This window comes from Streptomyces sp. NPDC006733, assembly GCF_040636125.1.
Classification (GTDB): domain Bacteria; phylum Actinomycetota; class Actinomycetes; order Streptomycetales; family Streptomycetaceae; genus Actinacidiphila.
The window spans coordinates 134,773-153,591 of sequence record NZ_JBEYJD010000009.1 but is presented as its reverse complement, the minus strand read 5'-3'; the positions used below and the strand labels follow the sequence as shown (position 1 = coordinate 153,591).

At 70.2% G+C, this 18,819-nt stretch carries 20 protein-coding genes and 2 pseudogenes; 14 read left to right on the top strand and 8 right to left on the bottom strand.

All coding sequences use genetic code 11. The features are described 5' to 3' along the window. The first annotated feature begins 77 nt into the window (after positions 1–77). Positions 78–710 carry a GNAT family N-acetyltransferase gene (locus ABZ721_RS11000; RefSeq protein ID WP_358788313.1) on the top strand — a complete coding sequence of 211 codons (633 nt, stop codon included), beginning with the start codon at positions 78–80 and terminating at the stop codon, positions 708–710. Between the two features lie 82 nt (positions 711–792). Here ABZ721_RS11000 and ABZ721_RS10995 read toward each other — a convergent pair. After that, positions 793–1,177 (bottom strand): annotated as a pseudogene (locus ABZ721_RS10995) (DUF2267 domain-containing protein); the annotation flags it as partial. Positions 1,178–1,349: 172 nt separating this feature from the next. Beyond that, positions 1,350–1,766, bottom strand: a complete 417-nt coding sequence (locus ABZ721_RS10990) for a CBS domain-containing protein (RefSeq protein WP_358788312.1) — start codon at positions 1,764–1,766, stop codon at positions 1,350–1,352. A 396-nt stretch (positions 1,767–2,162) separates the two neighbouring features. Between ABZ721_RS10990 and ABZ721_RS10985 the strand changes: the two genes are divergently transcribed. From ABZ721_RS10985 to ABZ721_RS10975, 3 genes and pseudogenes are all read left to right on the top strand, one after another. Then, a complete protein-coding gene (locus ABZ721_RS10985) occupies positions 2,163–3,365 on the top strand; it encodes a hypothetical protein (RefSeq protein WP_358788311.1) in 1,203 nt (400 codons plus the stop codon). Between the two features lie 138 nt (positions 3,366–3,503). Continuing rightward, entirely contained in the window at positions 3,504–4,043 is a 540-nt protein-coding gene (locus ABZ721_RS10980) for a hemerythrin domain-containing protein (RefSeq protein ID WP_358788344.1), read from the top strand. Between the two features lie 159 nt (positions 4,044–4,202). Then, positions 4,203–4,717 (top strand): annotated as a pseudogene (locus ABZ721_RS10975) (metallophosphoesterase family protein). 103 nt (positions 4,718–4,820) lie between these two features. Here the strand turns inward: ABZ721_RS10975 and ABZ721_RS10970 are convergent. From ABZ721_RS10970 to ABZ721_RS10960, 3 genes are read right to left on the bottom strand one after another with little or no spacing between them, the layout of a single operon-like run. Beyond that, positions 4,821–5,432: a DUF3618 domain-containing protein gene (locus ABZ721_RS10970; protein ID WP_358788310.1), complete on the bottom strand. Its 612-nt coding sequence runs from the start codon at positions 5,430–5,432 to the stop codon at positions 4,821–4,823. Further along, positions 5,408–5,842: a phage holin family protein gene (locus ABZ721_RS10965; RefSeq protein ID WP_358788309.1), complete on the bottom strand. Its 435-nt coding sequence runs from the start codon at positions 5,840–5,842 to the stop codon at positions 5,408–5,410. The genes ABZ721_RS10970 and ABZ721_RS10965 overlap by 25 nt, the downstream gene beginning before the upstream one ends. A gap of 3 nt (positions 5,843–5,845) precedes the next feature. Next, on the bottom strand, positions 5,846–6,550 hold the full coding sequence (locus tag ABZ721_RS10960; RefSeq protein WP_358788308.1) for a hypothetical protein: 705 nt from the start codon (positions 6,548–6,550) through the stop codon (positions 5,846–5,848). Between the two features lie 302 nt (positions 6,551–6,852). Here ABZ721_RS10960 and ABZ721_RS10955 point away from each other — a divergent pair, with 302 nt between their 5' ends. The 7 genes from ABZ721_RS10955 (at position 6,853) to ABZ721_RS10925 (ending at position 12,885) form a co-directional block, all read left to right on the top strand. Further along, positions 6,853–7,281 (top strand): hypothetical protein, encoded by a 429-nt coding sequence (locus ABZ721_RS10955; RefSeq protein WP_358788307.1) that lies wholly within the window; start codon positions 6,853–6,855, stop codon positions 7,279–7,281. Beyond that, complete coding sequence (locus ABZ721_RS10950) at positions 7,278–8,453, top strand: zinc-dependent alcohol dehydrogenase (RefSeq protein ID WP_358788306.1); 1,176 nt, start codon at positions 7,278–7,280, stop codon at positions 8,451–8,453. The genes ABZ721_RS10955 and ABZ721_RS10950 overlap by 4 nt, the downstream gene beginning before the upstream one ends. Positions 8,454–8,655: 202 nt before the next feature. Beyond that, positions 8,656–9,486, top strand: a complete 831-nt coding sequence (locus ABZ721_RS10945; RefSeq protein ID WP_358788305.1) for a sigma-70 family RNA polymerase sigma factor — start codon at positions 8,656–8,658, stop codon at positions 9,484–9,486. Between the two features lie 9 nt (positions 9,487–9,495). Continuing rightward, positions 9,496–9,780 carry a DUF5133 domain-containing protein gene (locus ABZ721_RS10940; protein ID WP_358788304.1) on the top strand — a complete coding sequence of 95 codons (285 nt, stop codon included), beginning with the start codon at positions 9,496–9,498 and terminating at the stop codon, positions 9,778–9,780. Positions 9,781–9,842: 62 nt separating this feature from the next. Next, on the top strand, positions 9,843–10,553 hold the full coding sequence (locus ABZ721_RS10935; protein ID WP_358788303.1) for a GAF and ANTAR domain-containing protein: 711 nt from the start codon (positions 9,843–9,845) through the stop codon (positions 10,551–10,553). A 1,046-nt stretch (positions 10,554–11,599) separates the two neighbouring features. Continuing rightward, a complete protein-coding gene (locus ABZ721_RS10930) occupies positions 11,600–12,298 on the top strand; it encodes a DUF4253 domain-containing protein (protein WP_358788302.1) in 699 nt (232 codons plus the stop codon). Positions 12,299–12,336: 38 nt separating this feature from the next. Then, a complete protein-coding gene (locus tag ABZ721_RS10925) occupies positions 12,337–12,885 on the top strand; it encodes an EF-hand domain-containing protein (RefSeq protein WP_358788301.1) in 549 nt (182 codons plus the stop codon). 92 nt (positions 12,886–12,977) lie between these two features. Here the strand turns inward: ABZ721_RS10925 and ABZ721_RS10920 are convergent, their stop codons facing one another. Both ABZ721_RS10920 and ABZ721_RS10915 read right to left on the bottom strand, forming a co-directional pair. After that, positions 12,978–14,252 carry a low temperature requirement protein A gene (locus ABZ721_RS10920; protein ID WP_358788300.1) on the bottom strand — a complete coding sequence of 425 codons (1,275 nt, stop codon included), beginning with the start codon at positions 14,250–14,252 and terminating at the stop codon, positions 12,978–12,980. A 115-nt stretch (positions 14,253–14,367) separates the two neighbouring features. Beyond that, complete coding sequence (locus ABZ721_RS10915) at positions 14,368–14,937, bottom strand: DUF6328 family protein (RefSeq protein WP_358788299.1); 570 nt, start codon at positions 14,935–14,937, stop codon at positions 14,368–14,370. A gap of 618 nt (positions 14,938–15,555) precedes the next feature. On the opposite strand from ABZ721_RS10915, the gene ABZ721_RS10910 reads away from it, so the two are divergent. Then, positions 15,556–16,281 (top strand): dienelactone hydrolase family protein, encoded by a 726-nt coding sequence (locus ABZ721_RS10910; protein WP_358788298.1) that lies wholly within the window; start codon positions 15,556–15,558, stop codon positions 16,279–16,281. 145 nt (positions 16,282–16,426) lie between these two features. Continuing rightward, positions 16,427–17,047 (top strand): dihydrofolate reductase family protein, encoded by a 621-nt coding sequence (locus ABZ721_RS10905; RefSeq protein ID WP_358788297.1) that lies wholly within the window; start codon positions 16,427–16,429, stop codon positions 17,045–17,047. A 319-nt stretch (positions 17,048–17,366) separates the two neighbouring features. Here the strand turns inward: ABZ721_RS10905 and ABZ721_RS10900 are convergent, their stop codons facing one another. Further along, on the bottom strand, positions 17,367–18,233 hold the full coding sequence (locus ABZ721_RS10900) for an alpha/beta hydrolase (protein ID WP_358788296.1): 867 nt from the start codon (positions 18,231–18,233) through the stop codon (positions 17,367–17,369). Between the two features lie 104 nt (positions 18,234–18,337). Between ABZ721_RS10900 and ABZ721_RS10895 the strand changes: the two genes are divergently transcribed. Further along, positions 18,338–18,817 (top strand): CGNR zinc finger domain-containing protein, encoded by a 480-nt coding sequence (locus ABZ721_RS10895; protein WP_358788295.1) that lies wholly within the window; start codon positions 18,338–18,340, stop codon positions 18,815–18,817. Positions 18,818–18,819: the final 2 nt, after the last annotated feature.

Genomic DNA, 18,819 nt, shown 5'->3' with positions numbered 1-18,819 from the left:
GCCGATCCCTTGAAGGCCGCTATCTCCCATGTGTAATATTCACAAGCGTACAGCAGTCATTACATAGGGGTGTCCGGATGCTGGATCTCGCGCGTTCGTGGGTCGACGGATGGACCGTCTCACGGCAGGTTCCGAAGCCGGTGGATGCCCCCTGGGGGCTGAGCATCCAGGTCGGGCTGCCGACGCAGCCGGTCCGCCATGTCCTCCTCAACCCCGATGTCGAGTCCGTCCGCGGGCTCGTCGGCACAGTCACCCAACCGGGCACCTGCATCAAGGCTTTCTTGGAGCCGGACTTCATGGAGCCGTGGCTCCCGCCCGCATGGGAACCGATTGGTCCCGGCTTCCTGATGGCCGTCGACCTGCGCCCGTCCGCCGTACTCACGCCTGACGGTTACGCGGCCACCACCGAGACCACCGGCCAGGTCATCCGCGTGCGCATCCTGGCCGCCGACGGGGAGCTGGCCGCGCGTGGTCAGATCGGCCTGACCGGGGCCGCCTGCGTCTTCGATCAGATCATCACCGAGGTGGCGCACCAGCGCCGCGGGCTCGGAACGATGGTAATGCGCGCCCTCACCAACGCGGCCGTCGAGCACGGTGCGACAACCGGCACCCTGGGCGCGACCCTCTCCGGCCGAGCGCTGTACGAAGCGCTCGACTGGAAGGTCCTCGCCCCTCTGGCCGGCTATACCTACCAGCCCGTCGCTCCGTGACCCGCACCCCCGCCACCCCGGGGCCGGCACCGGAGCGGCACCCGGGGCCGTGGCAACGGCTCGGCCGATCGGGTGAGATGTTCTGCGGGCGGCCGAACAGGAGGTCGTACCCCGGCGGGAGCTGGAGCAGGACCCGTGCGATGAGGTCGTCACCTGCCGCATCGGCGGCAACGCTCAGTACGGCGCTGACGTCCCAAGTGGCGGTCTGCTCCGTGACCCCCGCGATCCATGCGCCGGTGGCGCGGACGAAGCGCTCCGGAGAAAGCGGGTAGGCCGCCTGGAGGGGGTGAGGAGGATCAGGGCGTAGGCCTCCGGCAGCCGGGCGGCCAGCTCCGCCCGCACTCCCCCACCACATGTGCGCCCAGCAGAGCCAGCACAACCCGCGTCGCGCGGTCCGCCTCCTCGCGGGTGGCGTACTTGCCGTGTTCCTGAACCTGGTCCAGAAAAGTCTCGCGGCGCATGACCATGGCGACCTCCGGCGAGTCGTCCGAGCTCCAACGGACGGGCCCGATGCGGAGGACGGGGACCGATGGCACCCCGTTCCCCGCATCGGTACGGCGGCAAGCTCAGCTGCTGAACTTCTGACGACGCCGCCTGCGGGCCGCGGATGCCCTACCCGCCGGCCGAGGCGGCGAAAAGTCAGTCCGAAGAGAGCGCTTCGAGCAGTTCGCCCGCTTTCGGGTCGGGCAGCGCGCGGGCGACGTCGGCAAGGGCGACCATGCCGACGAGCCGGTGGCCGTCGATGACGGGCAGGCGGCGCACCTGGTGCGAGGCCATGGTGCGCAGGATCTCCGCGACATCATCGTCCGCGCCGATCGTGACCGCTTCCCCCTGGGTCAGTTCGCCGGCGGTGACCTGCTGGGGGTTCTTGCCCTGACCAAGGACCTTCACCACGATGTCGCGATCGGTCAGCATGCCCTTGAGCTTGTCGTCGCTCCCACAGATCGGCAGCGCGCCCACGCTCAGTTCGGTCATCATCTTGGCCGCCTTGATCACCGGCTCCTGCGCGCCGATGCATTCGGTGCCTTTGGTCATGATGTCGCGTGCGGTTGTCATGAGGGGCTCTCCTTGTCGTCGATGCTCGTAGCCGGATGGTCCCGGGGACGGCGACCAGAGCGTGCGGGTCGCCCTCGCGAAGGTGCCCGTGGCGGGGCGTGTGGCGTGCCGGCCCGTGGTCTGCCGGGGAGGCCGTCGTGCGTGCGGGTCGTCGTCCCGGATCGTGCGGGTGCTCGCGTCGCCCACCCGTGCCGTTGGTCGAGGACGGCCGCGCGGACGGCGACGTGCACCCGGGCGAGTATCCAAGCGGCCCCTGCTGAAACCCGGCACTTCCGGGCCACGCGCGGAACTGCGCACTGGGCGGCGGATCGTGCCGGCCATCCGATTCAACAGGGCGCCCTTGGGTACCCGGCGGCGCGTCGGATCATCCGAGACCGAGCCCGAAGCGGAGCACTCATGGCCTTCCATCCGCTCGAACACCGCGGAATCCCGCTCGACCGCCAGGTGCGCAACTGGCGTGAGCTCGACGTGACGCCCATCGATCCGGACACCGCGGACCCATATACGCGGTGCCGGATCATCACGATGAACGGCATCGAGGTCGAGGCGATCATGTTCAGCCACCATCTCGCCCGACACTGCCCCGATCCCGAGGTCAAGCAGCAGCTGGCCGCGACGCGGTACATCGAGGCCCAGCAGCAAAAGGCCGTCAACTGGTTGTTACCGGGCGTGTCCTCCGTGCTAGAGACGACGATCGCCTACGAGCAGGTGGCGGTCGACCTCACCAGCTGGGTGGCGCGGATGGAACCCGACCCCTACCTCCGGCAAGCCTACGAGTTCGGTGTACTGGAGGACTTCGACCACCTGTACCGGTACGCGAACCTCTACGAGATGATCGAGCACCGCAAGGCGGAGGCGATCGTCGACCACCTCACCGAGGTCATGCCCGGTCGGCCAACGCCGCAGCACCACCGCGACCCGGTGGACAACGTGCGAGAACCGTATGACCGAACCAGCCTCGACCCGCTGTCGAAACTGCACGCGCTGACGATCCTCTCGGCCGAGCAGCAGACGATGAACTTCTACCTCAACACTGGTCCCACCTATATGGAACCCATCGCCCGCCAGCTCTACCAGGAGATCGGCCTGATCGAGGAGGAGCACGTCACCCACTACGAGTCACTGGTCGACCCGGGCGAGACGTGGTGGGAACAGCTCGTCAACCACGAGTACAACGAGTGCTACCTGTACCACTCGTTCATGGAGCTGGAGAGCGACGCCAAGGTGCGGGCGATCTGGGAGCTGCATCTGAACATGGAGCTGGAGCACCTGCGGATCGCTGCCGACTTGATGAGGCGCCACGACGGCAGGGAGGCGGCCGAGGTGGTGGCGCCCGAACTGCCGAACACTCTAACCTTCGAGCCCAATAAGGCCTATCTGCGCGGGCTTCTGGCCACGCAGGAGGACCTCACGACCTTGGGCACGGGCTATGTGCGGGAGGCTCACGAGCGGTTCGCGCGGATGCAGGAGCAATTGCACGCCGGCGAGCGCCCTCCCAGCGACCGGGTCCTGGCCCAGCACCAGGACATGGCCGGGCGGGACTACCGGGTGCAGACCGAAGGACCGCACCCGGTGGACGGGTCGCACTCCGGCAACTGATGGTGCGGCAGCAGATCCGCCCCGGCCCGGGGAGGCCGGGTCAGGACAGCATGAAGGGAGTTTCCTGTGAGCGAACAGACCGAACCGACGGGGCGGGCCGGGGACGTCCGGCCGTCCGATCCGGCCGGCGCCGACGACGTGGTGGCGCTGCTACTGGTCCAGCACGGACAGATCCATAACCTCTTCGACGAGGTGCGGGCCTCTGAGGGCGACCACCGCCGTGCGGCGTTCCATCGGCTGGTGCGGCTGCTGGCCGTGCACGAGACAGCCGAAGAGGAGGTCGTCCATCCCTTCGCCCGCGCGGCCTTCGACGGGGGCGCGGAGGTGGTCGACGAGCGGCTGGCGGAGGAGAAGGACGCCAAGGAGATGCTCCGCTCGCTGGAGGACATGGACACTGAGGACGCGAAGTTCCTGCCGGTGCTCACGGCCTTCAGGGAGTCGATGCTGCGGCACGCGCGGGCCGAGGAGCGGTACGAGTTCACCCAGCTCCGCCGGCACGTGACGCCCCAGCGGCTGGCCGCGATGGCGTTGGCAGTGCGTGCCGCGGAGAAATTGGCACCCACGCACTCGCACCCCGGAGTCGAGGGCGTAGCGAAGAATATCGCGCTCGGCCCGGTGGCGGCGCTGGTGGATCGCACCCGCGATGCCCTGCGTGAGGCGTTGCGCACGAGCGGCTGACCGGCCGGCGGGCAGTTCGACGGGCGCGGGGTCCGTGCCCGCCGCGTCGCGCGTGGGTACGCTGCCCGGGTGGAAGCCATGAACACGGCCGAGGACGGAGAGGACGGAAGCGTCAGGGACGGCACGCGGCCCGATGGCGCGGACCCGCCGCAGGGGTCGGTGCGCCTGCTGCTCATGTCCGACACCCAGGTCCCGCTGCGGGCGCGGGCATTGCACGACGAGCTGCTGGAGGCGGTCGGCCGGGCCGATGTGGTGCTGCATGCCGGGGACTGGGTTGACGTTGCCACCCTGGAGTCGCCACCCTGGACCTGCCTGGACCTGCTTCAGGCACGGGCTCGTCGCCGTGTTCGGCAACAACGACGGGCCCGCGCTGCGGGAGCGGCTGCCGGAGGTGGCACGCACGGACCTGGACGGCCTGCGCTTCGCCGTGGTGCACGAGACCGGGCGGCGCTGCACCGAGCGCTTTCCCGATGTGCAGGTCCTCGTCTTCGGGCACAGCCACATTCCTTGGGACTCACATTCCTTGGGACTCCACGGCTCCCCATGGGCTGCGGCTGCTGAATCCGGGGTCGCCGACCGACCGGCGTCGGCAGCCCCACCGCACCTTCATGACCGCCGTCGCCCGGGGAGGCGCCCTGGACAAGGTGACGTTACACAGTCTGAGCACCACCTAGCGGCTCCGCGTGAGTCGCGTTCGACGCTCTCGCGGACCGCGCCACGCAGCGGTGCCGCCGCGCCTGATCCCGGGGGCGCGGCCGGGATCAGGCGCGGTGGGGCCTATTCGGTGTCGGTCCGTCGGCGGGCCTGCTGTGCCGTCTGCTGTCCGGTCTCGCGCAGTTCCTCGGCGCCCTCCCGTCCTGATCGGATCCCCTGCTCCCGGGTGGCCTCCAGAGCGTCCTGCGCAGCCCCCTTCACCGAACCGACCGCCTGCTGGACCGGCTCGCGCATCTCGGACCGCACAGCCTCGGCCGACTCCGCCGCTGCATTCCGCACCGGATCGACCAGCTCACCCGCGTGCTCCCTCAGCTGCCGGCCGGCGCGTTGTTCGGCGGTGGTGGCGGGGAGAAGGGTACCTGCCAGCATCCCGGCGCCGAAGGCGATCAGGCCGGCGGCGAGCGGATTGCCCCGCGTCTGCTCGCGCACCTGCTGCGGCGCTTGGCCGATCTGCTCGGAGATGCCCTGGGCGGCGCCGCCCGAGCGGGCGGAGACCTCGGACGCGGTGCCCATCACCCGCTCCTTGACCCCACTCAGCCGCCGCTGCAGGGCGTCGGCCCGCCGCCGCACGATCCGGCCGGGCTGTACCTTGTCCGCCAGTTGGTCGACCGAACGGGCCAGATGGGCACGCGTGGCATCCGTAGTGTCCTTCAGGTCGTCGGGTGACGTGTCCATTGCGCGTCCTCCTTCAGCGAGTCGATCGACCGTTCCGGCTTGAGCTGGACGGACCGCATCTTTTTGCGGCCGCCGGCAAATAGGGCGGTGCCCGCCACCGTCCATACGGCGGTCACCAGAAGGGCGGCCCAGGCGAGGTCCATCACGTGGTTCAGGGCGAGAATCGCGGTGAGGCTTCCCAGGAGGAGGGCGAGGTGCCCGGCGTATCCGGCGCCGCCGAGCAGACCCGCGGCCTTCCCGGCCCGGGCGGTTTCCTGCTTCACCTCGACCTTGGCGAGTTCGATCTCCTCGTGCACCAGCTTCGACAGGTCGCTGGTGATGTCACTGACGAGCTGCCCCACCGAGGCCCCCTGGGAGGAGTCCGCGCCCGCGGCACGGGGGCCGGGCTCCTGGGCGTTGGACATGGCCATGGCTCACCGCTCCTGGCTGGTTGGCCGGGGCGCCGGTTGCGGCTGCACGGGCGCCGCCTTTGGGATCACCCGTTCCTCCGCCCCGGGCCGCGGTGCGTCCGGCGCTGCCATCAGCGGGCGGTCCAGCGGGTGCGACGGGGGCTGAATATCCGGTTCCGCGCGGGGTGCGGCGGACGGTTCGACCGCGTACGGCTCTGCGGGGGCGATGGGAGGGGCAGCAGGGTATGGGGGGACCTCGCCACGCGCGGTGCCGGACTGCTCGGGGTGGCTCCAGCGGCCCGCTTCCCGGTTGCCGCCGCTTGCGGCGCTGACGCCCTTGCCCAGCCGGGTCGCCGAGAACCCCGCCAGCGCCGCGCCCGCCAGGAAGATCCCTGGACGCCTGCGGGCGAAGCCCTGGATCTCGCCGAGCACCTCGCCCGGGCTGCGCTGTTCCAGGAGGTCGGCGACGCTGTCGCCCTGTCCTGCCACGCGGCGGATCAGCGCGGCAGCCGCGGAGTCGGGTTTGCCGGTCTCACTCATCTCCCGCAGTTCGGCGACGAGATGACGGAGGTTCGCCGCGAGCCGGCGCACCTGTTCGTCGGCCTGATCGCCGACGGTGTCGCGGAACCGGTCGACGAGTTGACGGCCTTGATCAGAGGTCTCCTGGAATACGCGCCTACTCTCGTCGCGTGCCGTCCCCATGGTGTCGGCGGCCTTCTCCTGGACCACCCGCGCGCCCTGCTGCGCACCGCTCTGTAGGGCCTCGCCGGCCGCAGGTGCCCTCTCCTGCGTCGACCGGTCGGGGCCACCGAGGTCTGTCACGGCTCCTCCAGCGTTCGCTGTTGCAATGCGGACAGGCTGCCGGGTACCCAACCGCCGGACTTGAAACACCCGCTCCCGTCCCCTCCTGCGAAAACGCACGCCTGGCCGTTTCAGCTGCCGCCGAGCGGTAACTCGGCAAGCCGGACAGGACCGCTGTCGTCGTCCTGTCCGCGTCGCACCCCGTCCGAACTCCTCGAGGAGGACATCCGATGAAACGCGTGCAGACGGCAACAGCCGCCACGGTGGCGGCCGCCGGGGTGGTCACGGCCCTGCTGGTGCGCCGGCAGCGCCCTGAGGCGACCGACCGTTGGCTGACTGTCACGGTCCAGCGGGACCCGTCCGAGGTCGAGAAGGAGCTGCCCTCCCAGCTGACTTCGGCGGCCGACGCCCCAGAGATCCGGATCCGCCCCGCCTCTGGCGGCCGCGGCACCGAGCTGGCGGTGCGCCCGCGCAGCGACGCGGAGCAGACCGCCGCCTCCCGCGACCGGCTGCGGACGGCGTTGCGGGACGCGAAGTCCTTGTTGGAGACGGGCGAGATCCTCGAACCGGACGGTCCCTCGGAACACCGCAGGACCACGCCGACAGGCAACCTGATGGACCGGCTGACCCGGCGGGCATCGACGGAGGGAGTGCTGTGAAGGCGCTGTGCTGGCAAGGTGTGAACAAGCTGTCGGTCGAGACCGTTCCCGACCCGGTGCTCCGCAACGAGCAGGACATTCTGGTCAAGGTGCTGCTGAGCGCCACTTGCGGCTCCGACCTTCATCTGCTCGGCGGATATCTGCCCGCGATGCGATCGGGGGATGTGATCGGGCACGAGTTCCTCGGTGAGGTCGTGGAGATCGGTTCCCGCGTCGAACGGCACCAGATCGGCGACCGGGTGGTGGTCTCGTCCTTCATCGGCTGCGGACGCTGCTGGTACTGCCAGCAGGATCTGTGGTCCCTGTGCGACAACAGCAACACCAATCCGGGCCTGACGCAGGCCGCGTTCGGCTACGAGCCGGGCGCGGTGTACGGCTACTCCCACGCCATGGGTGGCTTCCGGGGCAGTCACGCGGAGTACGTGCGGGTGCCCTTCGCCGACTACGGGGCCTTCACTGTCCCGGACGGGGTCGACGACCAGAGCGCGCTGTTCGCCTCCGACGCCGCGCCGACCGGGTGGATGGGTGCCGACCTCGGGGGCGTCACCGCCGGGGACGTCGTCGCCGTGTGGGGAAGCGGCGCGGTGGGCCAGCTGGCGGCCCGGGCCGCGTACCTGCTGGGCGCTGAGCGGGTGATCGTCATCGACTGTTACGCGGAGCGCCTGCAGATGGCCGAACTGCACGCCGGAGCCGAAGCACTGGACTACACGACCACCGACATCGCGGCCGAATTGCGTGAACGCACCGGCGGGCGCGGTCCTGACGTGTGCATTGAGGCGGTCGGCATGGAAGCGCACGGCACCGGAGTCAGCCACATGTACGACCAGGCCAAGCAGCGGGTGCGGCTGCAGAGCGACCGCCCCACCGCCGTCCGGCAGGCGATCCACGCGTGCCGCAAGGGCGGCTCGGTCTTCGTGCTCGGGGTCTTCGCCGGAGTGGTCGACAAGTTCCCGCTCGGCGCGATCCTCAACAAGGGCCTGATCCTGCGCGCCGCCCAGCAGCACGGGCAACGCTACATCCCTATGCTGCTGGAACGCATCGCCGCGGGCGACCTGAGCACCGCCCACCTGGCCACCCACGTGCTGCCGCTAGACGAGGCCCCGAAGGGCTACCGGATGTTCAAGGAGAAGGAGGACGGCTGCGTGCGGGCCGTCTTCCGCCCGACCGCCTGACGGCGACCCTCGCGGTCCGCGACGCCCGCCGGTCCGGGCCGCCGGGCCAGTGCCCCCGGGCGCGGCAGCCCCGGCTGGCTCCCCCGGGCCGGAGTGAACAGCAGGCGAGCCGACGACGATTGAACGCCTCCGCTCCGGGAAGACGTCTGCGTGAAAACCGGTGCTTCGGCCAGCAGGCACTCCTTGTCGTCGAGGAGTCGTCATGACCGAAACAATGTGGACCGCCCGGAGCCGCAGGCACGATGCCCCGGACACCGCCACCGCGCTCCAGGCCCTGGCCGAACTCGGCAGCGGCCCGCAGCGGGCGCGGTTGCGCGAGGAGATCATCGCCGCATGGCTTCCCATCGCGCACCGGATGTCCCGCCGATACCGCACCAGCGGGGAGAGTCCGGCCGATCTGCGACAGGTCGCAGCCGTCGGCCTGGTCAAGGCGGTCGACGGCTTCGACCCCGCCCGCGGGTATCCGTTTCAAAGCTACGCCATTCCCACCATTTCCGGGGAACTGCGGCGCCATGTCCGCGACCGCGTCTGGAGCGTGCACATCCCCCGGGTGGACCAGGAACTGCGGGCCCAGGTCCGCACGGTGCAGAGCCAGTTACAGAGCGCGGGTACCCAATCCCCCTCGGAGGCCCAAATCGCGGCCACTGCGGGGCTGACACTCAGTGAGGTACGCGTCGGCCTACGGGCCGACGGCGTCCACCACACGCTGTCCCTGGAATACGCCACCGATACCGGTGCGGGCCACACTGTGTCCGAGACCCTGGGCTCGGTCGATCCCGCCCTCGGGCAGGCAGAGGCCCGAGCTGTCCTACGGCCGCTGCTCGCCGGACTGCCCGAGCAGGAGAAGACGATCTTGTTCTGGGTGTACTTCGAACACCGGACGCAACGGGAGATCGCCGCCCACCTCCAGATCTCCCAAATGCAGGTTTCCCGCATCCTGCGCCGGATCCACGGCCACCTGCGGCACGAGCTCGGCGCGGCAGTCGAGCCCGCCCCGGCCGCCGACACCCCTACCCGCTCCGTGCTCCGTTAGGACTGAGCCATGCTGCAGCCTCATCCCGCCACCGTGCGGGCCGCGGTCGACCACTACTACCAACTGGCCTCCCAGGCTGCCGGCCAGGACACGTCCGCCGCGCTGCCGCGTCAGTTGCAGGATGCGGTGTACACCCTGTGCGTCCTGACCGGTACGCGGGACATCGCCAGTGCTCTAGCCGCGTCCCGCCGGTTTTGCGGGGGCGGGGGCGAGTCGGAGGCCTCGGTAGCGCGGACTGACCGGATATCGGTCCTGCCGCCATCGCCGGCCGGTGACCGCGCCGGGCGGGGGTAGGAGGTCCGCAGACGACAGGACCGGGCGCAGGACGGCCCAAGATCGGGGTCAGGGAGGTCCCAGTGGATCCGACGTGGGAGCACGAGGCCGGGCGAACGCTGGAGGAAATCACCCGTCGGCTGCGGGATCCCGAGTCCTTGCACCACACCCTGCAACAGGTCACCGACATGGCAGTCCTGGCGGTCGAGGGGGCCAAGTACGCCGGTGTCACCCTGTTGGGCGGTAACGGCATTCTCGAGAGCAGTGCGGTCACCGACCCTTTGGTCACCGCGTGCGACCGGCTGCAGAGCGAACTGCGCGAGGGCCCCTGTTTGCAGGTGCTCTCCAGCGAGCCGGTCCTGACCTTGACCGACACGGCCACGGAGCACCGTTGGCCGCGGTTCGCGCGAGCCGCCCATCGCCTGGGGATCGGCAGCATGCTCGCCCTGCGGCTGGCCGTCGACCGCGAAACGCTGGGGTCGTTGAACCTGCACGCGCCCCACGCCGACGCCTTCGATCGGGAGTCCGTCCGGGTCGCCACTTTCTGCGCGGCTCAGGCCAGTATGACGCTGGCCTCCACCCGGGCCGCCGCGAACCTGCGCACCGGGATGGAGAGCCGCCAGCTGATCGGCGAGGCGTGCGGCATCCTCATGGCCCGCCACCAGCTCACCTCGGAGCAGGCGTTCAATCTGCTCGTGCAGGCGTCCCAGCGGCGGAACATCAAACTCCGCACCGTCGCGGCCCACGTGGTGGACACCGGCAGCGACCCCACCGGGTGCTCCGCACCCCGCTGAGGTCCGGCTGATGAGTGCCGTGGCGCTTTGATCTGCGGCTGGATGGAGTGCTGTAGGTGAATGGCCTTTCCAGCGGAGGGACCTCGAACTGCGGTTCGCGTCAGCCGGCGCCGTGACGAGGGGGGAGGACTCGACGGCTCGCCGCGTTGCGGGCACGCCGGGTGCGCCCGTGCTCGGCGAGCGGGGCGAGGGCCTCGGGGGAGGTGACGATCTGCGCGGCTGTGGCCGTGGTTGGAACCAATCGGATGCGCGGGCCAGTTCCTCGGCGGTCCACGGCTCGTCCAGGAGCCCACTCGCAACAGGGTCCACTCGCGCAGGCGGCGGACGAGGAAGGTCCGCTCCCCGATGACTGTGGCCATCGTCTGAGCCCAGGCTGGGAACTGTGCGTCGGTCAGGAACTGCGCGGCCCGGCGCTCCAGATGGTGATTCACCGCGGCTTGCGCCCTCCCTTCGCCGTCGTCGCGCAGAACGGCGGCCACCAGGTCGGCCTTGTCCGCCTCCGGCACAACCTCCAAGACCTGTAGATAGTGCGCATAGCGCCGGTGCTCCGGAGGCGCCTCATCGTGCAGGCCCGTCATGCGGCCCACCCCAATAGTGCCGCTCCACCAGGTGCTTTTGCTTGCTATGCCGCCGCGCACTCTTGGCGATCAAGGGACCCGCGATTGGAGCAGTTCACCACCCGTCTACGCACCCCGGATCGACGCAGCACGACGACCCCAGCAGAGCGTCCATTAACCCCACATCCGCCACCGGAACCCGCTACGAGGGCCCATGTCAGACCCCGGTCGTAGCATCCGCTCGTGAACTTTGGATCCCGCCCACCCCACGCCATAGCCCTGCCAGCGGGTCGCCTCATCACCTCCGAGGAGGGACACGGCGACCAGCGGCCGCTGTGGCTGAGCGACCGCCCGGCCTCCGCTGCCGTGTGGTCCCATCTGCGCGCTGAGCACGACGCCTCCGGACTCTGGCCGCTCCTGCTGGACGCCCTGGACCCCCAGGACAGCGACTTCCGGCCCCAGGGCTGTGGGGAGTTGTCGCCCGAGCGCATGTCCAGCCCGGCAGACCACAACCCCGAAGAGCTTCTCGTGCGCTGGTGGCAGCGGTATACCGCCATCGACCAGGACGACGGGCTCGCGACGGATCGGCGGCACGCCATCACCGCTCCCTTCGGGCAGACCTGTCCGGAGCTCACCCCCGCGCTCGCCGCTTCCGCAGACCCCGATGCCGTGGCCGAGCAGCACCTACGGGACTTCCTGCTCCACAACGCGCACCTTCACCTCGGTCTCGTCGCCGCGTCCGGCGGAGCCGACGCCCTCGCCGCCGTCGGCTGGAACGGTCCGTTGAACTACGACGGCGACACCGCCACGTTCGCCGCCGTCGTCCGGGACTGGGAAAACCGTTTTGGTGCGCGCGTTGTCAGCGTCGGTCTCGCCACCCCGCATCTGAGCGTCGCCGCACCGCCGGCACGGCACGAGGATGCTCTGCTCGTCGCCGCCGAACACTTCGCCTTCTGCCCCGACACCATCTGGCAAGGCTCGTATTCCACCCTGGCCGCCTACGCGGAGTCCCTCTTCGATGCGAAGTGCTGGGAGTTCTGGTGGGACTGTCCGGGTAGGCCGATCTGCGAACGCCGCTCCTTCAGCCGGTGGACGCCCAGGAGGCCGGTCGTGTGCGTCATGGCGGGCGAGCGGGCCGGCCATGACGCACCGCCGCCTCCGCCCGCCGGTGGCAATCGTCGTGAATAGGCCTGTCCGAACAGCTGGCGCGGACCTACCGTGCGCCTATGAATGAGCTACGCGCACGCAAGTACGAGCGGTGGTTCCGCGCCGCGGACATCGACGGCGACGGTGTGATCACGCGGCAGGACGTCGTCATGATGGGCGATCGCTACATTCAGGCCCGGAACATGCTCCCCGACTCCCCTCAGGTACAGCGGATGCGCGACACCATGCACCGGTTCTGGGAGTTCGTGATCGGGCGCGCCGATGCCGACAAGGACGACCGGGTGACGTTGACGGAGTTGACCGAGGCGTTCGCTACGACCTTCGACGACCGCGCGCACTACCCCGAGGACCTCGCGCCGGTCGCCGACCTCTTCTTCGATCTGGCCGATGGTGATGGAGACGGCGCGGTCAACCGCACCGAGTTCACGCACATCTTCGGCAGCACGGGACGGGCCCCCGACCGTGAGTGCGCCGCGGTGTTCGACGCGCTCGACCTCGATGCCTCGGGCAAGCTGTCACGGGCCGAGTATCATCGGGCCGCGTCCGAGTTCTTCTACGGGGACGACGCCGGCTCGCCCGCCAACCACCTCTTTGGCCGGATCGACTAGCGCGGCTACAACCTCAGCTTGCCGCGCGGATCCCGCCGATGGCGCCATGGCTCCCCCGCCCCCGCCTGCGCAGGTGCCCGCTGGCAGGGAACCTACGCTTCCGTTTCCATGCGGATCTGTGCCTCCGTCTCGGGTGCGTCGCGCTGTTCGCCGACGGTGGCGGCCGCGGCGGCGTCCGCGCCGTCCTCGGTGCCGGCCCTCGAGGCGGCGCGCCGCATCCGGTACCACTCGACCACGTCGAGCGCCACGATCAGACCGGCCAGCCAGGCGACGGCTCCCAGGGCGGGCAGGCGGGTGGCCAGGGGCAGGCTGACCAGGACGGCCGCGGCGGCGGTGAGCCGGGTGACGGACCACAGGCGGAACATGCGCCAGCGGGTGTAGGCGAAGACGGCCAGGAACAGGCCGCAGCCCCCGTACAGCAGGGCCGCGACGCCGAGGCCGAGCCGCTGTCCAGGGTGCGCGACCGCCTCGTGCAGGCCCACCGCGGTGGCGATGACGGCGCTGATCAGGCCCAGGTGGGCGTAGGACAGGATGTGCCGGACCATGTCGAACTGTCGGTCTGCGGCGGCCACCGCGAATTGCAGGGCATTGGCCGCGAAGGCGAAGTACACCCACCACAAGGCGGCGCTCAGGACGAACGCGGCGGCCACGGTCGCCAGGACGGCTTCGCTGATGGACGTGGTTCCGGTGGCCGGGCTGCCGATGGCGATGATGGATTCGCCGAGGGCGACGATCAGGAACAGGCCGAAGCGTTCGGGCAGGTGGCCCGAGTGGAAGTGCGTGGTCGTCCGGCGGCGCAGGAGTTGCGGAGCGAGGGTGTCGATGAGGGCGGCTGTGGCCCACAGCGCGATGCGCGCGTTGCCCTCCGCCAGGCCGCCGGCGAGCATCAGGGGGCCGGTGACGACGGCGGCGATGAGGAAGGAGTTGAGGCGCAGGTCCTGCCAGCGCAGCGCCAGGGCCTGGAGCACCAGCCGGGCGACCCAGTACGCGCCGCCGTAGAGCAGACCCCGGTCACCGAAGGCGCCGGGGATCGCCAGGCCTATGAACAGCGCACTCAGTGCGACGGCGAAGATGCCGATCCGGTCGGGGACGTTCTCCACGTCCTGCCGGTTGGCGTGGACGGAGGTGGCCGTCCAGGTCCAGTAGGCCGGTATGAACACGATCAGTGCCCGTCCGACGCCCGCCCAGCCGTGATCGGCCAGCAGCAGGGAGCTGACCTCGGTGATGGCGAAGACGTAGACGAGGTCGAAGAACAACTCCGCCCAGCTGACCTGCTTGTCCGGTTCCTCGGCCGCCCCGTCGGCGCCGCGCGCCTGTTGAGGGTCCGTCTGCGCGGGATCCACCGCTTGGCCGACTGTGTGCACCATGTGCCTTTCCTGCGCTCGCTGTTCGGTTCGGTGCTCCGCGGTGGGCGGATCGTCGGTGCCGGCACCGTTGACGTGCGCCCCGGGTGGGGGCGGGTTGTCGCGGGCCGGGTGGTCCTCAGTCCTGGTCGGAACGGTTGGAGCGGGCCCGCAGCCAGACGGGCAGTGCGTACCAGCAGGCGAGGAACCACAGCCCGATGGCGGCGGTGACGATCTCGGCCACGACGTTGTTGACCGCGACGTGCAGGATCAGCAGCACGACCGAGCCCACGGTCAGCGCGAGCAGGGCCATGCCGCACATCATCAGCCGGCCGGCCACGTCGATGATCTCTTCCTTCAGGCGCTGGCCCGCGAGGATGCGATGGATGGAGGCGGGGGCTATCAACGCGCCCGTCGCGAGGGCGCCGCTGACCACGGCGATGACGTAGACGGTGAGGTCGAACGTGCCCAGCTCGCGGAAGTGCGGCGTGAAGGAAATGCTGAGCAGGAAGCCGAAGAGGATCTGCACGCCCATCTGCGCGACGCGCGTCTCCTGCAGCACTTCGCCCCAGCGACGGTTGACGCGATCCTGTTGGCTTTCCTCGCCGTCCCCGTCGCCGGGTGCTGGGCCGGAGTCGGTGGTGCGGGGGCAGATGGCGTCGGTGCGAGGGTGGTGCGAATCGGTGCGGGTCGGCTGCGGGATGGACATGGAGTCTCCAAGTTCGGCCAAAGGAAGGTAAATATCTGGTTTCCCGCGCCAGGCATTTCATGCTGGGAGAGGCAGTGGCGATCGTGCGAGGTCGCCGCGGTCATCTTCCCGGGGGACGCCGCCGGTCCGCCGGTACCGCGGCGCCCGGTCGGCTCGGGGCCTCCCCCGCCGCCGGCCCCGTCCCGGCGATGCCGGCTGGGGCGGCCGGAGGCCGGTGGCCCGGTCCCGCCCCGGGCGCCAGGTAATGGTCCCGGCGGGTGGAAAAACCACCTGCACGCGGCTCCGCGGCGGGACAATGGACGCCAGACCCGGGGGGCTTCATGTATGTCAGGACGGATCCGAGGAGGGTGATCCTCGCGTACGCCGTCGTGGCCGTCCCCGTGATCGGACTTGTCCTCCTTCTTATCGTTTTCGGCGGAGTTCACCACCGCCCGCTCCCACCCGGGCACCCCGACGCGACACTGACCACCACCGGGCCGGGCGCGCCCTGCCGAGGCCTGTCCGCCAAGTGCCGCTGAGCGTGGTCGTGCTCCCGCAGCGGTGAGGGGCCACCCGCACGGTTCTGCCGACGGTGAAGACCGGCCCGGGCGAGCTACCCTCTCGCTACCGTCGCGTTCTATGACGTCGATCACCACGCGCACGGTCGAGTATCCGGCGGACGGCCTGACGATGGTCGGGCACCTCGCCCTGCCGGTTGGTGCGGGCCGTCGGCCCGCGGTGCTGCTCGGGCCCGAGGGTCCGGGCCTCAACGACGTGCAGCGCCAGCGGGCCGACGCCCTGGCCGAGCTGGGCTACGTGGCGCTCGCCTTCGATCTGCACGGCGGGCGCTGGTTCACCGACCCCCAGGAGATGCTGGCGCGCGTCATGCCCCTGCTCGACGATCCCGATCGGATGCGGGGCATCGGCCACGCGGCCCTGGAGGTACTGCGCGCCGAGCCGCGCACCGACCCCGAGCAGATCTCTGGCATCGGCTACGGCACCGGGGGCGCGATCGTGCTGGAACTGGGGCGCGATGGCGTCGACCTGCGCGCGATCGGGACGGTCAACGCCCTGACCACGGGCCGCCCGGGCGAGGCGGCGCGCATCCGCTGCCCCGTGTGGGCCGGGGTCGGATCGGAGGATCCGATCATGCCCGCAGCACAGCGGGACGCCTTCGCCGCCGAGATGCAGGCCGCGGGCGTCGACTGGCGCCTGGTGATCTACGGCGGAGCTCTGCACGCCTTCCACCACCCGTCGGTCGATCACACCGTGGTCCCCGGGGTCGGCTACCACCCGCGCCACGCACAGCGGGCCTGGCGCGACATCGTCGAGCTGCTCGCCGAGTGTCTTCCGGTGGCCGCGTAGCCCGGATCGGCGGATGTCGCTCTGGGCGGACGGAAGGGAGCCGGACCGGGCTCGGCGGGGCCGGGGCACGGCGGAGCGATGAGTTTGCGGGCGGCCGCCGGTCTACCTTGTCGACCGGAACCATCCAACGCATCAGGAGTGCGCCATGGGCCTCATCCACATCGAGATGTTCGCGACCCTCGACCTGGTCGGGCAGGCGCCCGGCGGGCCCGAGGAGGATCCGGAGGGCTTTCCGTTCGGCGGGTGGCAGGCGCCGCTGATGGACGAGGAGTCCGGAGCGCAGGTCGAGGCCGCCTATCAGGGCACGGACGCGCTGCTGCTCGGGCGGCGGACGTACGACATCTTCGCCGGCTACTGGCCGCGCCAGAAGGACAACGACTTCGCCACGCTCTTCAACAGCATCCCGAAGTACGTGGCCTCGCACGGCACGCCGGACCTGTCGTGGGAGGGGTCGACGCAGCTGGGCCCGGATCTGGTGGCGGCGGTGCGCGAGATCCGTGACCGCCATGAGCACATCACTGTCGTGGGGAGTCTGGACCTGGTGCAGACACTGCTGCGGGAGAAACTCTTCGACCGGCTCGACCTGTGGCTGCACCCGATCACGCTGGGGGTCGGGAAGAAGGTCTTCGACGCCGGCACCGTGCCCACCAACATCACGCTCCTCGCACCGCCGGTGGCTTCTCCCCGGGGCACGGTCCACCTGCGCTACGGGCTCGCCGACGGCACGCCCGCGACCGGGGATATGGCCGAGCTCGACCAGCGGTAGTGCGGGTGCCGGGTCCGCAGGTGCCGAGGAACGGGAACGGTGATGCCCTGACCGCGACGGCGGCGGGTGGGCCCACCCGGTCGAGGTCAGGGCAGAAGGTTGCCGAGGGCCTGTCCCGCTCACGATGCATCCTCCGGTGCGGGCGCCCGTGGGCCGCCAACGGGCCGTCCGGGGCCCGGTCGTTCTTGCTGTTGAGGGTGGAGAGCTGCGCCCGGGCGCGTTGTTGCCGTGCGATCCACTCCCCGCGTCGTCGCCGATCACGATGCCGGATCAGGGTTCGGGCACGAGGGAGCGGGCAGATCGGTCACCAGCCGTCCGCTCAGTGCAGTACCCGCCCGAGGAAGCCGCGCAGGTACCCCGCGACGACGTCCAGGTGGCTCTCCAGCAGGAAGTGACCGCCGTCGATCAGGTGCACCTCCGCGTCCTTGGCGTCGCGGGCGAACGCTCGCGCGCCGTCCGGGCCGAAGATCTCGTCGTTGCGGCCCCACACGGCGAGCACCGGAACCTCGCTGGTGCGGAGGAATTGGTGGAGCAGCGGGTAGAGCGGGCGGTTGTTCTGGTAGTCGCGGAACAAAGCCAGCTGGACCTCGTCGTTGCCCGGACGGGAGACGAGGGCGACGTCGTGTTCCCAGGTGTCCGGGCTGACCAGACTCGGGTCGGGCACGCCGTGCACGTACTGCCAGCGGATGGCGTCGATGCCCAGGGCGGCGCGGACGGCGGGTTCGGTGGCGGGGCCGGGGTTGGCGCCGTAGGCCCACACGTCGGTCCAGAACGACTCGACGAAGCCGTCTTCGTAGCCGTTTCCGTTCTGGGTGACGAGGGCGGAGATCCGTTCGGGGTGCTTGAGCGCGAGCCGCCATCCGATGGGGGCGCCGTAGTCCTGGACGTAGAGGGCGTAGCGGTCCAGGCCCAGGTGGTCGAGGAGTCCGTCGGTGAGGTCGGCGAGGGCGTCGAAGGTGTAGGTGAACTCCCCCGCCGGGGGGGCGTCGGAGTGGCCGAAGCCGAGGTGGTCCGGTGCGATGACGTGGTAGGCGTCGGCCAGGAGCGGGATGAGGTCGCGGAACATGAACGAGCTGGTGGGGTAGCCGTGCAGCAGGACGATCGTGGGGGCGTAGGCGGGGCCGGCTTCGCGGTAGAAGATCTGATGGCCGTCGATGGTGGCGGTCCGGTGGCGCACCGAGCTCATATCTAACCCCTTTGCGTCTTCAATACGGTTAGGCGTTCGCCATGCAAGCACGCGGTGAGCTAACCTGTCAAGGGACTCAATACGGTTAGAGAGAGCGGTAGCCGATGGACACGCTGCTCGACCTGCTCAACAGCAGGCCCGTCGTCAACGGGGAGGAACAGGACGCGCTGGGCGACCCGGCCGAGGGCAGACGCTGGGCACGGGAGCACGGCGGCGACGGCAGCCTCGCCGAACTCGCGCTGCTGCGCGAGACGCGGGACCTCCTGCGGGACGTCGTGCGCGCAGAGCGCCCACCCGCCGCCTTGAGCCCGCTGCTCCGCGGAGTCCACCGGACTCCGGAGATCACCGCGGACGGTCTGCAGTGGAAGCTCAACACCCCCCCGCACGCCCGGCTGGCCGTCGAGGCGATTGTGGCCTGGGCCGCCACCGAGCAGGAACTGCCCGGCCGGCTGCGCCCCTGCGCCAACGACGCGTGCCAACTGTTCCTGCTCGACCACAGCCGCGCCAACCGGGCCCGCTGGTGCTCGATGGCCGTGTGCGGCAACCGAGAAAAGGCCCGCCGCCACTACGAACGCACCCGCTGAAC